Source organism: Rathayibacter sp. KR2-224, assembly GCF_049446075.1.
GTDB lineage: Bacteria > Actinomycetota > Actinomycetes > Actinomycetales > Microbacteriaceae > Humibacter.
On record NZ_JBMSEB010000001.1, the window covers coordinates 1,081,107 to 1,095,906 of the forward strand.

A 14,800-nucleotide genomic window follows, 5' to 3' on the forward strand; every position below is an offset into this window, starting at 1 on the left:
CTCTGGAGAAGGTGCTGGTCAGCGCTTGACGACCGTCGGCTCCTCCAGAGCCAACGCGAAATACGCATACCAGCGGGTTCTCATGGGTGAGACGGTATCACCCGCGTCGGCCGGATACCAATCGCGCTATCGGCTGACGCAGCACGAGGCCGAGCACAGCGACCACGAGGCAGAGGATGACCGGCGGGATGCTCTCCCCCGAGACCGTCGCCGCGCGGAAAACGGTGGCGGCGTACGCGATCATCTCGTCTGGCTGCCTCGCGAGCACGCGGGTGCCGACGGCTGCCGTGACGGCGGTGATCAGCACGGGAAGGATCCACAGCAATAGGAGGCTCACGAGGCCGGCGACGATGCGCCCGATCGTACCGATGCCGCACCATGCGATCGCCGCCCCCACCAGCAGAGCAGGCAGCCACCGCGTCGCATCGGCCGCGGCGCCGCCGACGAGGATCCCCGAGCTATGCGGTGCGATGAGCAAGGCCAGCCACTGTGCGGCCAGCGGCGCGGCGAGCACGAAGGCGATGAGCACTCCCGCCCGCGGGGCGCGGGAGATCAGAACGAGCTCGACCGCTCCGAACAGGATGCCGACGAGCGCGACAAGCGCAAGCGCAACGCTGTACAGCGCTGACTCGAGGCGAACCTGGAGCCCACCGTAGACCACCACGACAGCCTGAACCGTGGCGATCAGCTGCACGAGGAGCGCGCCCGCGACAAGCGCCCAGAGCGAAGGCTCGGTCCAGCGTCGGCGCGTTGCCCGCACGACGATGCCGGCGGCAGCAGGCCCTATCGCCAGGAGCGCAAGGATGGCGGTCACGGCGTATTGGCTCAGCGGAAGAAGGGCCACCGGCATCCGGTCCGGCATGGTGTCTGTCGTCCACAGATTCTGCAGGGGCAGGCGCATGCCGCTGACCATCCACGGCAGCAGGCCGACGACGCCAGCCGCGATGCCGACGAGAAGTCCCGCCCACCAGGGGAAGAGCCGAGGTGTCGGCGAACGGGCGTCCGGTGGTGTGGCGCCGCCCGCGTTTGAAACCTGCGTCTGCTCCTCGCTGATCCGCACCTTCCACCCCTCTCGTTCCGTCGGTCACCCTGCCAGGCATTCGTTGCCTGTGCAACGCGGCGACGTCGGCCGCTAACGTGTTCGGATGCCGCCACGTCAGACATCCGACCCGCTCGTCTCGGCCGACTACGCCGCGCTCGCCGACGCCGGATGGCCGGCTCTACAGCGTCACGCCATGGGTGGCGACGGAGATACGAGCGGATGGATCGCGCGATACTCGCACGGGGTGACGCAACGGGCGAACTCGGTGTATCCGTCCGGCCCTGTCATGCGGGCGCAGGAGACGGTCTCCGAGGTCGAGCGCTGGTACGCGGAACGTGGGCTGCCAGCGCTGTTCCAGCTGGCAGACGACGATGAGGAGCTCCTCACCATGCTCCTCGCTCGGAGGTACCAGGCGAGAAACGAGACCCTCGTCCTGGCCGCCGAGGCGAGCGCCGTCGCAGGCGCTCTGACGGCCGCGCAGGATCGCGACTCGGGGGACGGGCGCCCAGACTCCGTCTCCGCGGTGGTGCGAGAGACGCCGGACGAAGAGTGGCTCGACCTGTGGTGGTCCGTCGACGGGCGCGGCGGCGAGGCGGAGCTCGAGGTGGCCAGTCGCATCCTCACCGGTGGGCCCGCGCTGTACGCGACGGTGCGGGATGACCGCGGCACGGCATCCGTTGGACGCCTCGCGCTCGTCGAGCAGAACGGCGTGACGTGGGGCGGCCTCTACACGCTCGCCACCCGTGCGGACGTGCGCGGCCGCGGCCACGCACGTGCCGTCATCGCGTCCCTGCTCGGGCACGGGGCGGAGCGCGGCGTGACCGCGGTCTGGCTGCAGGTGCTGTCGTCTAACGTCGTCGCCACCCGCCTGTACGACCGGCTGGGGTTCAGGCCGGCGGCGACCTATCGCTACCTGATAGGACCGACCGACTGAGGCTACGCGGCGTCGGGGTTGGCGTGCGGGTCGAGCTGATTGACCGTGGCGACCACCGAGTCGTAGTCGCCTCGCACCTCCGCATATCGCAGGAACTTGACCTGCTGCACCTGGATCTCCCTGGCATCCGGCTCGTCCTCGATGAGCTGCACGACCTCGGACACGAACTCCTCGAGCGGCATGGCGAACTCGCTCGCCTCCTGCCCTGGCATGAGAGAGGTGCGCACGGCTGGCGGCACGAGTTCGATGAGCTGCACGCCGGTGTCGGCCAGCTGCAGACGAAGGGTCTCAGTCAGCTGATGGATGGCGGCCTTGGTCGCGTTGTAGCTAGGCGTGACCTTGAGCGGCACGAACGCGAGCCCGGACGACACGGTCATGATGACGGCATCCTTCCTGGTCTGCAGGTGCTCGATGAACGCGCCGATCAGACGGATCGGGCCGAGCAGGTTGGTCGTAACGGTGGCCTCGGCGCTGGCGAGGAAGCCGCCGGGCGTGTGCCAGTCCTCGGCACGCATGATTCCGGCCATGGCGATGAGCACGTTCAGGTCGGGGTGCGCTGCGAGCACCTTCTCGGCCGCAACGGCGATGCTCTGCGGGTCCGCCGTGTCGATCTCGACCGTGTCGATGCCCGCGTGCTCGGAGCGGATGCGCTCGAGCAGCTCGACTCTGCGCCCGCCGACGATGACGTTGTTGCCCCGCTCGTGGAGAGCGATGGCGAGGGCGAGGCCGATGCCGCTGGTGGCGCCTGGGATGAAGACGGTGTTTCCGGTGATCTGCATGCATTCAGTTTTTGCGCGGTGCACGACCGGCGGAAGGGATCGCTCATCGGGGGATCGCGAATCCCTGGTTGCAGAAGCGACCTGCCGTCAAGATGGAGACATGGATGCCGCAGCCCTCGCCGAGTTCCTGCGGAGCAGACGGGCGAGGCTGCAACCTCGCGACGTGGGTCTGCCCGAGGGTCAACGCCGCCGCACGCCGGGGCTACGCCGCGAGGAAGTGGCCCAGCTCGCCGCGATGTCGACGGACTACTACACGAGGCTCGAGCAGGAGCGCGGGCCGCAGCCGAGCGAACAACTGCTCGCATCCCTCGCCAGGGCCTTGCGGCTCAGCCGCGACGAACGCGACTATCTCTACCGCATGGCCGGCCACGGCATCCCCGATCAGCTCTCCTCTGCCGCGCACGTTGCACCCGCGCTGCTTCGCGTGCTGGACCGTCTCGACGATTCCCCGGCCCTCGTCATCTCGAACCTGGGCGAGACGCTGGTGCAGAACCGCATGGCGGATGCCCTGTTCGGCGACCGCACAAGCCTGGCCGGCTGGGAGCGCAGCGACGTGTACCGCTGGTTCAAGCATCCGGAGACCGAACGGATGCTCTACCCGGCAGACGACAGAGACAGGCAGAGCCGAGCACTGGTCGCCAACCTGCGCGTCGCGTACGGCGCAATGGGTGCGAAGTCGCGGGCCGGAGAGCTCGTGCGGGAGCTGCAGCGGGTGAGCCCCGAGTTCACGCGGCTGTGGGACAGGCACGAGGTTGCGACACGGTTCCAGGACCACAAGGTGCTCGTGCATCGGGAGGTCGGTCCCGTCGAGCTGGACTGCCAGGTGCTCTTCACGGAAGACCAGGGTCAAGCGCTGCTTGTGCTGACCGCGGCGCCTGGCAGCGAGGCCGAACAGAAGCTTCGCCTGCTCTCGGTTCTCGGCACTGAGGCGTTCTCGCGCAGGTAGATCGGCCACAGGCGGCGCCGACCGTTGCCGGGTTTGCGCGCGGTTAGAGTGAGCGGATGCCGGACAGCACCGATCCAGCCGCAGGGGACGGCGTCGCAGCCGAGGAGGCCGCACCCGCGACGGACGCGTCCGCCCGTGCGACCTCTGTCTGGCGCAATCGGTCGTTCTTGCGGCTGTGGATGGGCGAGACGCTCAGCCAGGCGGGTGAGCAGGTCGGAACGTTCGCCATTCCCGTGCTCGCCGTTCTGGTGCTGGATGCCACGGCGCAGGAGGTCGGTCTGCTCAGTGCTGCCGAGACGCTCGCGTTCCTCGTGATCGGTCTCCCGGTCGGCGCCTGGGTGGATCGGATGCGCAAGCGCCGCGTCATGATGACGGCCGACGTCGTGCGCGCGCTCGTGCTGGCATCCATTCCGCTTCTGTGGTGGCTCGGAGTGCTGCAGATCTGGTACCTCTACGTCGTCGGTGCCGTCGTCGGCGGCGCGACGGTGTTCTTCGATGTCACCTACCAGAGCTACGTGCCGAGGCTGGTCGAGTCACGGCATGTGACGGCCGCGAATTCCGGTCTGGAGACGAGTGCGCAGGTGGCTCGCGTAGGTGGCCCGGCGGCATCCGGTGGCCTGCTCGCGCTCATGCCCGCGCCGCTCGTCGTGCTTGCCACCTCGATCGGGTACCTGTTCTCATTCGCGTTCGTCGCCTCCATCAGGGATGCCGAACCCAAGCACGACAAGACGGAGCACTCGTCACTCGTGCGCGACATCGCGGAGGGCGTTCGGTTCGTCTTCGGCAATCCGCTGCTGCGACGGATCACGATGATGACGGCGGCGTCGAACCTGTTCGAGGGCTTCGTCACCACGCTCCTGTCGCTCTTCGTGCTACGCGAGCTCGGACTGTCGCCCGCCGTCTACGGTGCGATGGCGGCGGTCGGCGCGGTCGGAGGCATCCTCGGCGCAGTGAGTTCAGCATCGTTTTCCCGCTGGATCGGCGAGGGCCGCATCATCGTGGTCGCGGCGCTCACGATCGCAGTGGCCTCGTTCCTCGTACCTCTTGCGGCCGTGCTACGCGCCGCTGCCATTCCACTGCTCGTCGGCGGCGACTTCTTCTTCGTGTTCGCCGTGGTCGTGTACAACGTGGCGCAGCTGTCGTTCAGGCAACGCATCTGCCCTCCTCCCCTGCTCGGCCGCATGAACGCGTCGATTCGTTTCGTGGTGTGGGGCGTCATCCCGATCAGCGGTGTCGTGACCGGCCTGCTCGGCGGCTGGATCGGCGTGGTTCCGACCATGTGGCTCGGTTGCGCGCTCGGCTTGCTCGCCACCGCCATCGTGCTGTTCTCGCCGCTCACGCGCATGCGGCGGCTGCCGGAGGGAATTGCCGCCTGATCGGCCCCTCGCTCCCTTCGCCGGATCTGCCGCCGCTCGCTTGGGGCGTCACGTCGTTACCATGAATTGCATAGCTCCCAATCGCCGACACCAGGAAGGGGTACGCATGTCGGACCGGTCAGCGTGCCACCTGGCGGACCCGGCCGAGGAGGCGTTGGCGTGAGCGGGACGAACGCGACGGACGCAGGTTCGGCGGGCGCGGGCATCCGCACCATAGGCATCCTCGGCGCAGGCAAGCTCGGCACCGTTCTCGCCCGCCTGGCCGTGACCGCCGGTTTCGACGTGCTGATCGCGGGCTCCGGCGATCCGTCGAAGATCGCGCTGATCGTCGAGGTACTCGTGCCAGGGGCACGCGCTGTGACCGCAGCGGAGGCGGCGAGCGAAGCCGACGCGGTCATCCTCGCCCTGCCTCTCGGCCGTCACGAGACGCTGCCGGTCGAAGCTCTGCGCAGCAAGCTCGTGATCGATGCCATGAACTACTGGTGGGAGGTCGACGGCATCAGGGACGACCTGAACGATCCGCGCACGTCGACGAGCGAGATCGTTCAGCGCTTCCTGCCGGAGTCGCGCGTCGTCAAGGCGTTCAACCACATGGGCTACCACGACCTCGAGGAGGAGACCCGGCCGCGCGGAGCGCAAGGCCGCAAGGCCATCGCGGTCGCCGGGGATCGCGACGATGACGTCGCTGCCGTCGCATCGATCGTCGACGCGCTCGGGTTCGATACCGTCGTCGCAGGACCGCTCGCCGAGGGCATCCGCATGGAACCGAACACCGAGCTGTTCGGAGCGGATGTCGACGCCGACCAGGTGCGGCACCTGCTGTCGACCTTCCCCGAGTCCGCGCGAGGGCGAGTGGTGGCACGGGCGAGGGCGGAGCGCGCCGCCTGATCCCGACCGCAGCGGGCTGGGCGCGTCACAGTGGATGCTGCTCGCGCTGGACACAGCCGGCTCGAAGTCCCAGCCGCGTTGCCTAGGCTTGATCGCGACATGGCGCATCTTCTCGGGGCCGAGGCCCTTCATCTCGAGTACCCCACCAAGGTCGTCTTCGACTCCGTCTCGCTCGGCGTGAACGAGGGCGACCGCATCGGCATCGTCGGCCGCAACGGCGACGGCAAGTCCAGCCTGCTCGCGATGCTCTCCGGCCGCAGGCGACCGGATGCCGGAAGGGTGACCGTGCGCGGCGGCGTGAGCATCGGCGTGCTCGATCAGGGCGATGTGCTCGACGAGACCCACACGGTGTCCCAGGTCTTCGTTGGCGACACTGCCGAGCACGAGTGGGCGGGCGACGCGCGCATCCGAGACGTGATCGACGGTCTGCTTCGCGACCTGCCGTGGGATGCCCTCATCGGCTCCCTGAGCGGAGGTCAGCGCCGCCGCGTCGCGCTCGCGGCACTGCTGACCGGCGACTGGGACGTGCTGGCGCTCGACGAGCCCACCAACCACCTCGACGTCGAGGCGATCACCTGGCTCGCCGAGCACCTGAAACGTCGCTGGCCGGCCAGCGCAGGCGGCCTGCTCGTCGTCACGCACGATCGCTGGTTCCTCGACGAGGTCTGCACAGTCACGTGGGAGGTGCACGATCGCATCGTCGAGCCGTTCGACGGCGGATACGCGGCGTATATCCTGCAGCGCGTCGAACGCGATCGCATGGCCGCCGCATCCGAGGCGAAGCGGCAGAACCTGGCGCGCAAGGAGCTCGCATGGTTGCGTCGCGGTGCGCCTGCGCGCACCTCGAAGCCGAAGTTCCGCATCGACGCGGCGAACGTGCTCATCTCCGATGAGCCGCCCATCCGCGACTCCGTCTCGCTCAAGGCTCTCGCAGTGTCACGTCTCGGCAAGGAGGTCGTCGACCTGGTCGATGCCTCGATGACGTATCCGGCGGCGGACGCAGAGGCGAGCGGCAAGTCGAGCGGCGACTCGACCGCGACCGGAAGCGACGGGCACAGCGTCGAGGTGCTGCGCGACGTCGAGTGGCGCATCGCGCCCGGCGAGCGCACGGGCATCCTCGGCGTGAACGGCGCCGGCAAGTCCACACTGCTCGGCCTGATCGCCGGCACTGTCGAACCCACGAGCGGCCGCGTGAAGCGCGGCAAGACGGTCAAGGTCGCCTCGCTCAGCCAACGGATGGACGAACTCGACGAACACCTCGACGACCCCGTGCGCGTGGTGCTCGGTGGGCTGCGCACCACGTACACGGTCGGCAGCGGATCGAAGGCGCAGGAACTGACGCCGAGCCAGATGCTGGAGCGGCTGGGCTTCTCGTCTGCGCAGCTGTCCACGCCCGTCAAGGATCTCTCCGGCGGGCAGAAGCGCAGGCTGCAACTGCTGCTCATCCTGCTTGGGCAGCCGAACGTGCTCATCCTCGACGAGCCGACCAACGATCTCGACACCGACATGCTCGCGGCCATCGAGGACCTGCTCGACTCCTGGCCTGGAACGCTCATCGTGGTGTCGCACGACAGGTACTTCATCGAGCGGGTCACCGACCAGCAGTACGCCATCCTCGACCACCGGCTGCGGCACCTGCCCGGCGGCGTCGACGAGTACCTGCGGCTGCGCACCCTGCAGGAGAAGGCGGAAGCGGGCAGACGCGACGCTCCGCGCGGCTCGAGCGGGGCATCCGAGGAGCCGTCGGGGTTGCAGGGGGCGGCACTGCGGGACGCGCAGAAGGAGGTTGCCTCGATCGAGCGGCGTCTGGCGAAGCTGACCGAACGCATCGACGCCGAGCGCACGGCTCTCGCCGATCACGACCAATCGGACTACGAGGGGCTGACCGCCAAAACGGATGCGATCGCCGAGCTCGAGCACGAGGCCGAGGCACTCGAGACGCGCTGGTTCGAGCTCACGGAAGCGATCGGCTGACCGCATCCATCCCGACGGGCCGCGCGTCGGCGGCCTCGGCCTGCTCGGGCCGGCGTGCGGTGGCGGGCACGCGAGCGAGTGCCACGAAGGCCACCCCGCTGAGCGCGACCGCCACGACCATGACGATGCCGAGTGGCAAGATGCTCAAGGATCCGGCGACGCCCACCAGGGGCGCAGAGATGCCGCCGAAGCCGAAGCGCACCGCTCCGAGCAGCGACGATGCCGTACCGGCCATCCGCGGGTACTCGGCAAGTGCCAGAGCCGTCGCCGGCGGTGAGGAGATCGCCACGCCTGCGGCGAGCGCGAACAACGAGACGATCACGACCCAGAGCGGCGTGGCCACGATGCTGGAGGCGAGCAGCCCCAACGCGCCGAGACCCGCGACGAGGATGCCTGCGGCGAGCGTGCCGCGAACACTCCATCGCTCGCTGGCGCGTGCGGCGAGGAAGCCGAAGGTCATGAAGCCCGCGGAGTTGAGACCGAACGCCACGGCATATCCCTGCGGCGACAGACCGTAGATGTCTTGCAGCACGAAGGTGGCGCCGGAGAGATAGGCGAACAGGGCGGCATAGAGAAAACCCTGGTTGAGAATCGCGCCGAGGAAGACCCGGTCGGAGAACAGCGTGCGGTACGAGCGCATGGCCTCGGTGAGTCCGCCCCGGTTCCGCAGTCCCACCGGGAGGGTCTCGCCGAAGACGACCAGTGTGACGGCGAGGATCGCGACACCGATCGCCGCCAGAAGCACGAACAGCCCGCGCCAGTCGGTGACGGCGGTGAGCACGCCGCCGAGAACCGGACCGACGATGGCGGCCAGGCCGCCGATGACGGTGAGTCTGCCGTAGAACCTGAGCAGCTCGCCGCCGACATACACGTCACGACCGGCGGCCTGCGCAATCACGATGCCCACACCCCCTGCGATGCCCTGAACGAGGCGCGTCACGATCAAGAGCTCGATCGTCGGACTGATCGCGCACAGTGCAGAGGTGACGACGTATGCCGCGATGCCGATGAGCAGGATGCCGCGGCGACCGTATCGATCGGAGAGCGGCCCGGCGATCAGCTGGCCGAGCGCTAGCCCCGCGAGGCACGCGGTCACGGTGAGCTGTGCCACGGACGTCGCCGCGCCGAGATCGGCGGTGAGCGCAGGGAGCGCGGGAAGGTAGAGGTCCATCGAGATCGGACCGAACACCGTCAGCAGTAGCAGCAGGGTCGGCAGCAGACGACTCATGGCGGTGCGGAATGGTTGGCTCATGCATCAAGCGTGACGGGCGCAGGGCGGCGCGGGGAGCCTCTGGCGAAGGGTGTACCGGCAGGGCACCCGTTCGATCAGCCGCCGAGCGACATCACGCGGGCGCCGTGCACCGGCGCGGAGACCCGTAGTGCCCGCAGCTGCGCCGCGCTGAGCGCGATCTGCAGGTCGATCGCCGATTCGCGGTCCTCCGCGAGGAAGGCAACGGTCGGACCCGATCCGGAGACCAGGCCGGCCAACGCTCCGCTGCGCTCCCCCAGCTCGAGAACGTCGGCGAGCTCGTCCGAGAGATGGATGGCCGGCGCCTGCAGATCGTTCGCCAGGTTCTCGGCGAGCAGGGCCGGGTCGCCCGCGCGCAACGCCTGCAGCAACGCCGTGCTCACCGACGGATGCTCGACCACGGGCCCGAGTTCACCCGCATGCCGTTCGCGGTGGGCATCCAGCTCCCGATACACCGCGGGCGTCGACAGTTCGCCGCGCGGCAGCACCAACACCCAGTCGAACCGGCCCTGGCTCAGCACGGGGCTCAGCTCGTCGCCTCGCCCGAGCCCGATCGCCGTCCCGCCGGCGAGCGCGAACGGAACGTCGGCACCCAGCTGCGCGGCCAGTTCGTGCAGGCGGTCACGGGAGAGCCCGACGTTCCACAGCGCATCGCACGCGACGAGGGTGGCAGCGGCATCCGCTGAACCGCCGCCCATGCCGCCCGCTATCGGCACGTTCTTCTCGATCTCGATACGCACGCCGCCGCTCACGCCCGCGGCGTCGGCCACGAGCTGCGCCGCCCGCACCGCGATGTTGCGTTCATCGGTGGCCAGGCCGGAGCAGTCGATGGGTCCGCTGAAGCTGAGGGTGATGTCGTCGGCGGCCCACACCCGCACGTCTTCGTAGAGCGACACGGCCTGGTAGACCGTGGCTACCTCGTGATAGCCGTCGTCGCCTGGCGCGCCGACACCGAGATAGAGGTTGACCTTGCCGGGAGCGCGGGCGTGCACGGGCAGACCCTGGCTGGCGGACATCATGCCTACAAACCTACGGGGTGAGCGCGCTGCCCCGGGCCAGCCCGGCGAACTGCGCGGGAGTGAGCTCCTCGCCCCTTGCGGTCGGGGCGAGACCCGCCGCCTCCAGCGCGGCGGATGCCGCAGCCGAGTCCCCGTACACGCTCGCGAGTGACTGCCGCAGCATCTTGCGGCGCTGGCCGAACGCGGCGTCCACTACCTCGAACACCCTGCGGCGCAGCGCCTCGTCTCCCGGATGCTCGTGCCGCTGAAACGCCACCAGGATCGAGTCCACGTTCGGCACTGGCCAGAACACCTGCCGTGAAACCTGCCCGACCGTTCGCCACTGCCCGTACCAGGCGGCCTTGACGCTTGGGGATCCATACACCTTCGAGCCAGGATGCGCGGCCAGCCGCTGCCCCACCTCCGCCTGCACCATGACGACGCCGGACTCCAGTGTCGGGACCGTTTGCAGCAGGTGCAGCAGAACGGGCACCGAGACGTTGTACGGCAGGTTCGCCACGAGCCGCACTGGCGCGGCCGGCGGGTCTTGGATTGTCAAGGCATCCTGATGCACCACGGTGAGCCGCTCGACCGCCTCGGGAGCGAGCTGCTCGACGGTCACGGGGAGCTGTCGAGCAAGCCGGCCGTCGATTTCGACGGCGATGACGGATGCCCCTGCCTCCAGCAGCCCCAGCGTCAAGGATCCGAGCCCGGGCCCGACCTCGAGCACGACGTCGCCCTCCCCCACCTCCGCCAGTCGCACGATGCGCCGCACCGTGTTGGCGTCGATCACGAAGTTCTGCCCCAGCTTCTTCGTCGGCGTCAGCTCGAGCAGCTCGGCGAGATCGCGGATGTGTGATGGTCCCAGGAGTTGCATGTCGAGCCTTCCGCGGGTCACGCGATGATGCCGGTCGGCTCCGTGGGCGGGGCCTGTACCGGCTCCGAGTCCCACTTTCCGTAGACGAGTTCCGTGTTCGAGACGAGCTGCGCTGCCAGCACCGAGGCGTCGGTGCCGATCGCCTCGGCCATTGCGCGCACGGTGTGCGGTATGAGGTATGGCGCGTTCGGGCGGCCGCGGAACGGGGTGGGCGTGAGGTAGGGCGCGTCCGTCTCAACGAGCAGCAGCGAACGCGGCGCGGTCTGCAGTGCGTCGCGGAGGTTCTGCGCGTTCTTGAACGTGACGGTTCCCGCGAACGACATGTACCAGCCGTTGTCTGCGCAGACCTCTGCCAGATCGGGGCCGCCGGAGAAGCAGTGGAACACGACGGTATCTGGCGCGCCCACCCGCGTGAGCGTGGAGATGACGTCGCCGTGGGCGTCCCTGTCGTGGATCTGCAGGGCGAGCGAGTGCCGCTTGGCCATCTCGATGTGCGCCTCGAACGAGCGGAACTGAGCGGCACGTCCGTTCTCGTCGGTGCGGTAGAAATCGAGCCCGGTCTCACCGATCGCCCGCACCCGAGGGCGAGCGGCGAGACCGTCGATCACGGCGAGCGCGTCGTCGAGCTCGCCGGCGGCATCCAGCTCCGGCGCATCGTTCGGATGGATGGCGACGGCCGCCAGCATTCGGGGCTCCACTGCAGCGGTCTCCGCCGCCCAGATCGACGAACCGACGTCGGTGCCTACCTGCACGACGCCGCGCACACCGACGGACGACGCCCTGTCGAGGTGCTCGCGATAGTCCAGCGCGAAGCCCTCTTCGATCCGCCCCGGGCGCGATGAGGGATCGATGTGCGTGTGGTTGTCGTACACCGGCACCACGAGCGGCGTCGGCAGCGGCGGGTACGTCGGGTCGCTGGGCATGGGCGGCTCAGGCGACGGCGACCTGGTCGATTCGCGGGAAGAGCGCTGTGAGCGGCGAAACGCGGATGCCCGCAGGCAGCTGCCCCCACCGTCCAGCGTCGCGAAGCGGCTGCGCCGACAACTGGCCGAGTGCCTGCGCGGCGCCCAGCGCCTCCCACAGCTCGGCGGTCGCCTTCGGGATGACCGGCGAGAGCAGCACGGCAAGCGCGCGCAGCCCCTCGGCCGCCGTGTAGAGCACGGTCTGCAGCCGCTCCCGGCTGGTCTCGTCTTTCGCCAGCACCCACGGCTCTTGCTCCGTGATGTAGCCGTTGAGTTCGTCGACGATCGTCCACACCGCGGCGAGTGCATCGTGGATTGCGAAACGCTCGACGGCGGCGTCGGCGTTCGCCGCGGCATCCGCGACCGTCGAGCAGATGGCGAGGTCGGCATCCGTCGGCGTGCCAGAGGAGGGTACCTCGCCGTCGAAGTAGCGCTGCAGCATGGCGATGACCCGGGACGCGAGGTTGCCGAAACCGTTCGCCAGCTCGGCCTGGTATCTCGCGGAGAGGTCCTCCCAGCTGAACGAGCCGTCCTGCCCGAAGCTGATGGCGCGCATGAAGTAGTAGCGGAAGGCATCCGAACCGAACGTGTCGGTGATCTGCGAAGGGGCGATGCCCGTGAGCTTCGACTTGCTCATCTTCTCGCCGCCGACGAGCAGCCATCCGTGGCCGAACACACGGTGCGGCACCTCGAGGCCGGCGGCCATGAGCATGGCCGGCCAGATGACGGCGTGGAACCTGGCGATGTCTTTGCCGACGAGGTGGTAGGCGGGCCAGCGACGGTCGAAGAGCTCCTGGTCGCTCCCGTAACCCACCGCTGTCGTGTAGTTGAGCAGCGCGTCGAACCACACGTAGACGACGTGCGACGGATCCCACGGCACCTTGATGCCCCAGTCGAAGCTCGACCGCGAGATGGAGAGGTCCGAGAGTCCTTGCCGCACGAACTGCACGATCTCGTTGCGCACGCTCTCCGGCTGCACGAAGTCGGGACGCGACTCGTACAGGTCGAGCAGCCGCTCGGCGAACGCGCTCATGCGGAAGAAGTAGTTCTTCTCCTTGAGGATCTCGATGGGCCGCGAGTGGATCTTGCAGACCAGTTGGCCCTGGTACTCGCCCGTCAGCGGTTCGTCGAGCTCATCGCGCTGCTTGTACTCCTCGCACCCGACGCAGTAGTAGCCCTCGTACTCGCCGGCATAGATGTGGCCGTCGTCGTACAGCTTCTGCAGAAAGCGGGTGACCGCCTCCTCGTGCCGCTCGTCGGTCGTGCGGATGAAGTCGTCGTTCGCGATGTCGACGGTCTCCAGCAGTGGCTTCCACGCGGATGCCACGAGCCGGTCGGCCCATTCTCGTGGCTCGAGACCGTTGGCCGTGGCGGTGCGCAGGATCTTCTGGCCATGCTCGTCGGTGCCCGTCAGGAGCCACGTGTCGTCGCCCGCCTGCCGATGCCAGCGGGCCAGCACATCCGCCGCGACCTCCGTGTAGGCGTGCCCGATGTGCGGAACATCATTCACGTAAAAAATGGGCGTGGTGATGTAGAAGGAAGCACCGTCGGACATGCGTTCCATCCTAAATGGAGCGGATGCGCCGCCTCCGCCGCGTTACGCCTGCTCGAGAGCGGGCATCGAGAAGGCGTGGCGGGCGAATGCCAGCACGTGTCCCCAGTCTTCGGCTGTGAGGTCGTGGCCCCCGGCTCGCACGTGGTAGCCGATCCCTTCTCCGGTCGAGACGCCCAGTTCGGGTAGCGGATCCGCGACCAGCGGGCCGCTCATCCCGTGCAGTTCGAAGGCGGGTGTGGCTGCCAGCGTCGCGAGGTACTCCCCGGCCGGGTCGGCCCAGTCGTCGTCGATCGCGCTCGCAACGTAGACGTGGCGGGGCGCGATGCAGGCGAGAAGTTCGTGCTGGTCTACGGGCAGGCGCTGCTCGGCTCCGGCGAACGACGCGAACGACGGTGTGAACCAATGCGGGAACACGGTGGTGATCGTGGCCAGATCCTCACCTCCGGCATGACGGAACAACGACGCACCACCGCAGCCGGAGTCATTCGAGGCCACGACCGCGAATCGCGCGTCCTGCGCGCCCGCCCAGAGGGCCGCTTTGCCCAACCGGGAGTGGCCGAGCACGACCGCGCGCGACGCGTCGATGCCTTCGATCGTCTCGGCAGCGTCGAGCAGACGCGACAGGCCCCACGCCCATGCGCCCAACGCGCCCCACGGTGCCTCGACACACCCGGTCGAGGGAAAGAGCGCACGCACCCCGGGCACCTCGGAGTGCGGATCGTCCGGCTCGATCTGGCGGTAGTCGGCGGTCAGCACGGCGAATCCAGCCTCGGCGGCGATGTCATATGGCCAGCGGTCGGCCTGGTCGCCATCGATCGTCTCGTCGTTTCCGTCGAAGTTCAGCCCAACGACGACGGGAACCGGATGCTCCGCGCTCGCCGCCGACGGAAGGTGCAGCAGGGTGTCGATCACGAGGGCGCCAAGCGGACCTTCGACCGTGACGCTGTGTCGCAGGCGGTCGACGGGGCTCGTGTGGGCGTCGCTTTGCAGCCTCAGAGCCCCGGGCTCAGTCGAGCGGAGAGCAACGTCGGCGAGCCTCCCTCCCGAGGGAGTCCTGCCGTACATGGTCGACGCGAACAGCTCTACGCGCGACGCGGCCCAGTCGGGCCAGGCATCCGGTGCAGACGGAACGACTCGTGGGAGGTCGAGGCCTTCGGCGGAAAGACGTTGTTCGAGCGTCTTCGGGGCGGGCGGGTTCGGCACGGGCGAGATCGGCACGG

At 68.6% G+C, this 14,800-nt stretch carries 13 protein-coding genes; 5 read left to right on the plus strand and 8 right to left on the minus strand.

The window, feature by feature from the left end:
* Nucleotides 1-97: 97 nt before the first annotated feature.
* On the minus strand, nucleotides 98-1,060 hold the full coding sequence (locus ACO2Q7_RS05095) for a hypothetical protein (RefSeq protein ID WP_423354534.1): 963 nt from the start codon (nucleotides 1,058-1,060) through the stop codon (nucleotides 98-100).
* Nucleotides 1,061-1,145: 85 nt separating this feature from the next.
* Here ACO2Q7_RS05095 and ACO2Q7_RS05100 point away from each other — a divergent pair, with 85 nt between their 5' ends.
* Complete coding sequence (locus ACO2Q7_RS05100; RefSeq protein ID WP_423354535.1) at nucleotides 1,146-1,976, plus strand: GNAT family N-acetyltransferase; 831 nt, start codon at nucleotides 1,146-1,148, stop codon at nucleotides 1,974-1,976.
* Nucleotides 1,977-1,978: 2 nt separating this feature from the next.
* Here ACO2Q7_RS05100 and ACO2Q7_RS05105 read toward each other — a convergent pair whose 3' ends face one another.
* Nucleotides 1,979-2,755, minus strand: coding sequence for an SDR family oxidoreductase (locus tag ACO2Q7_RS05105; protein ID WP_423354536.1), 777 nt, complete (start codon nucleotides 2,753-2,755; stop codon nucleotides 1,979-1,981).
* A gap of 100 nt (nucleotides 2,756-2,855) precedes the next feature.
* On the opposite strand from ACO2Q7_RS05105, the gene ACO2Q7_RS05110 reads away from it, so the two are divergent.
* From ACO2Q7_RS05110 to ACO2Q7_RS05125, 4 genes are all read left to right on the plus strand, one after another.
* On the plus strand, nucleotides 2,856-3,701 hold the full coding sequence (locus ACO2Q7_RS05110) for a helix-turn-helix transcriptional regulator (RefSeq protein WP_423354537.1): 846 nt from the start codon (nucleotides 2,856-2,858) through the stop codon (nucleotides 3,699-3,701).
* Nucleotides 3,702-3,757: 56 nt separating this feature from the next.
* Nucleotides 3,758-5,077, plus strand: coding sequence for an MFS transporter (locus ACO2Q7_RS05115; RefSeq protein ID WP_423354538.1), 1,320 nt, complete (start codon nucleotides 3,758-3,760; stop codon nucleotides 5,075-5,077).
* Nucleotides 5,078-5,236: 159 nt separating this feature from the next.
* Nucleotides 5,237-5,965, plus strand: coding sequence for an NADPH-dependent F420 reductase (locus tag ACO2Q7_RS05120; protein WP_423354539.1), 729 nt, complete (start codon nucleotides 5,237-5,239; stop codon nucleotides 5,963-5,965).
* A gap of 99 nt (nucleotides 5,966-6,064) precedes the next feature.
* Nucleotides 6,065-7,939, plus strand: coding sequence for an ABC-F family ATP-binding cassette domain-containing protein (locus ACO2Q7_RS05125; protein ID WP_423354540.1), 1,875 nt, complete (start codon nucleotides 6,065-6,067; stop codon nucleotides 7,937-7,939).
* Here the strand turns inward: ACO2Q7_RS05125 and ACO2Q7_RS05130 are convergent.
* The 6 genes from ACO2Q7_RS05130 to ACO2Q7_RS05155 all read right to left on the minus strand — a co-directional run bounded on the left by ACO2Q7_RS05130 (nucleotide 7,920) and on the right by ACO2Q7_RS05155 (nucleotide 14,798).
* Nucleotides 7,920-9,191, minus strand: coding sequence for a multidrug effflux MFS transporter (locus ACO2Q7_RS05130; protein WP_423354541.1), 1,272 nt, complete (start codon nucleotides 9,189-9,191; stop codon nucleotides 7,920-7,922). The genes ACO2Q7_RS05125 and ACO2Q7_RS05130 overlap by 20 nt on opposite strands.
* A gap of 74 nt (nucleotides 9,192-9,265) precedes the next feature.
* Complete coding sequence (locus tag ACO2Q7_RS05135; protein ID WP_423355968.1) at nucleotides 9,266-10,204, minus strand: 4-(cytidine 5'-diphospho)-2-C-methyl-D-erythritol kinase; 939 nt, start codon at nucleotides 10,202-10,204, stop codon at nucleotides 9,266-9,268.
* 13 nt (nucleotides 10,205-10,217) lie between these two features.
* Nucleotides 10,218-11,063, minus strand: coding sequence for a 16S rRNA (adenine(1518)-N(6)/adenine(1519)-N(6))-dimethyltransferase RsmA (rsmA, locus tag ACO2Q7_RS05140; protein WP_423354542.1), 846 nt, complete (start codon nucleotides 11,061-11,063; stop codon nucleotides 10,218-10,220).
* Between the two features lie 17 nt (nucleotides 11,064-11,080).
* Nucleotides 11,081-11,986, minus strand: a complete 906-nt coding sequence (locus ACO2Q7_RS05145) for a TatD family hydrolase (RefSeq protein WP_423354543.1) — start codon at nucleotides 11,984-11,986, stop codon at nucleotides 11,081-11,083.
* A 7-nt stretch (nucleotides 11,987-11,993) separates the two neighbouring features.
* Nucleotides 11,994-13,580: a methionine--tRNA ligase gene (metG, locus tag ACO2Q7_RS05150; protein WP_423354544.1), complete on the minus strand. Its 1,587-nt coding sequence runs from the start codon at nucleotides 13,578-13,580 to the stop codon at nucleotides 11,994-11,996.
* Nucleotides 13,581-13,622: 42 nt separating this feature from the next.
* A complete protein-coding gene (locus ACO2Q7_RS05155; protein ID WP_423354545.1) occupies nucleotides 13,623-14,798 on the minus strand; it encodes a hypothetical protein in 1,176 nt (391 codons plus the stop codon).
* Nucleotides 14,799-14,800: the final 2 nt, after the last annotated feature.

Coding starts and splice junctions, on each gene's coding strand:
- ACO2Q7_RS05125 (WP_423354540.1), top strand. CDS start 6,065: ATGGCGCATCTTCTCGGGGCCGAGGCCCTTCATCTCGAGTACCCCACC.
- ACO2Q7_RS05130 (WP_423354541.1), bottom strand. CDS start 9,191: ATGAGCCAACCATTCCGCACCGCCATGAGTCGTCTGCTGCCGACCCTG.
- metG (WP_423354544.1), bottom strand. CDS start 13,580: ATGTCCGACGGTGCTTCCTTCTACATCACCACGCCCATTTTTTACGTG.
- ACO2Q7_RS05115 (WP_423354538.1), top strand. CDS start 3,758: ATGCCGGACAGCACCGATCCAGCCGCAGGGGACGGCGTCGCAGCCGAG.
- ACO2Q7_RS05110 (WP_423354537.1), top strand. CDS start 2,856: ATGGATGCCGCAGCCCTCGCCGAGTTCCTGCGGAGCAGACGGGCGAGG.
- rsmA (WP_423354542.1), bottom strand. CDS start 11,063: ATGCAACTCCTGGGACCATCACACATCCGCGATCTCGCCGAGCTGCTC.
- ACO2Q7_RS05145 (WP_423354543.1), bottom strand. CDS start 11,986: ATGCCCAGCGACCCGACGTACCCGCCGCTGCCGACGCCGCTCGTGGTG.
- ACO2Q7_RS05100 (WP_423354535.1), top strand. CDS start 1,146: ATGCCGCCACGTCAGACATCCGACCCGCTCGTCTCGGCCGACTACGCC.
- ACO2Q7_RS05105 (WP_423354536.1), bottom strand. CDS start 2,755: ATGCAGATCACCGGAAACACCGTCTTCATCCCAGGCGCCACCAGCGGC.
- ACO2Q7_RS05135 (WP_423355968.1), bottom strand. CDS start 10,204: ATGTCCGCCAGCCAGGGTCTGCCCGTGCACGCCCGCGCTCCCGGCAAG.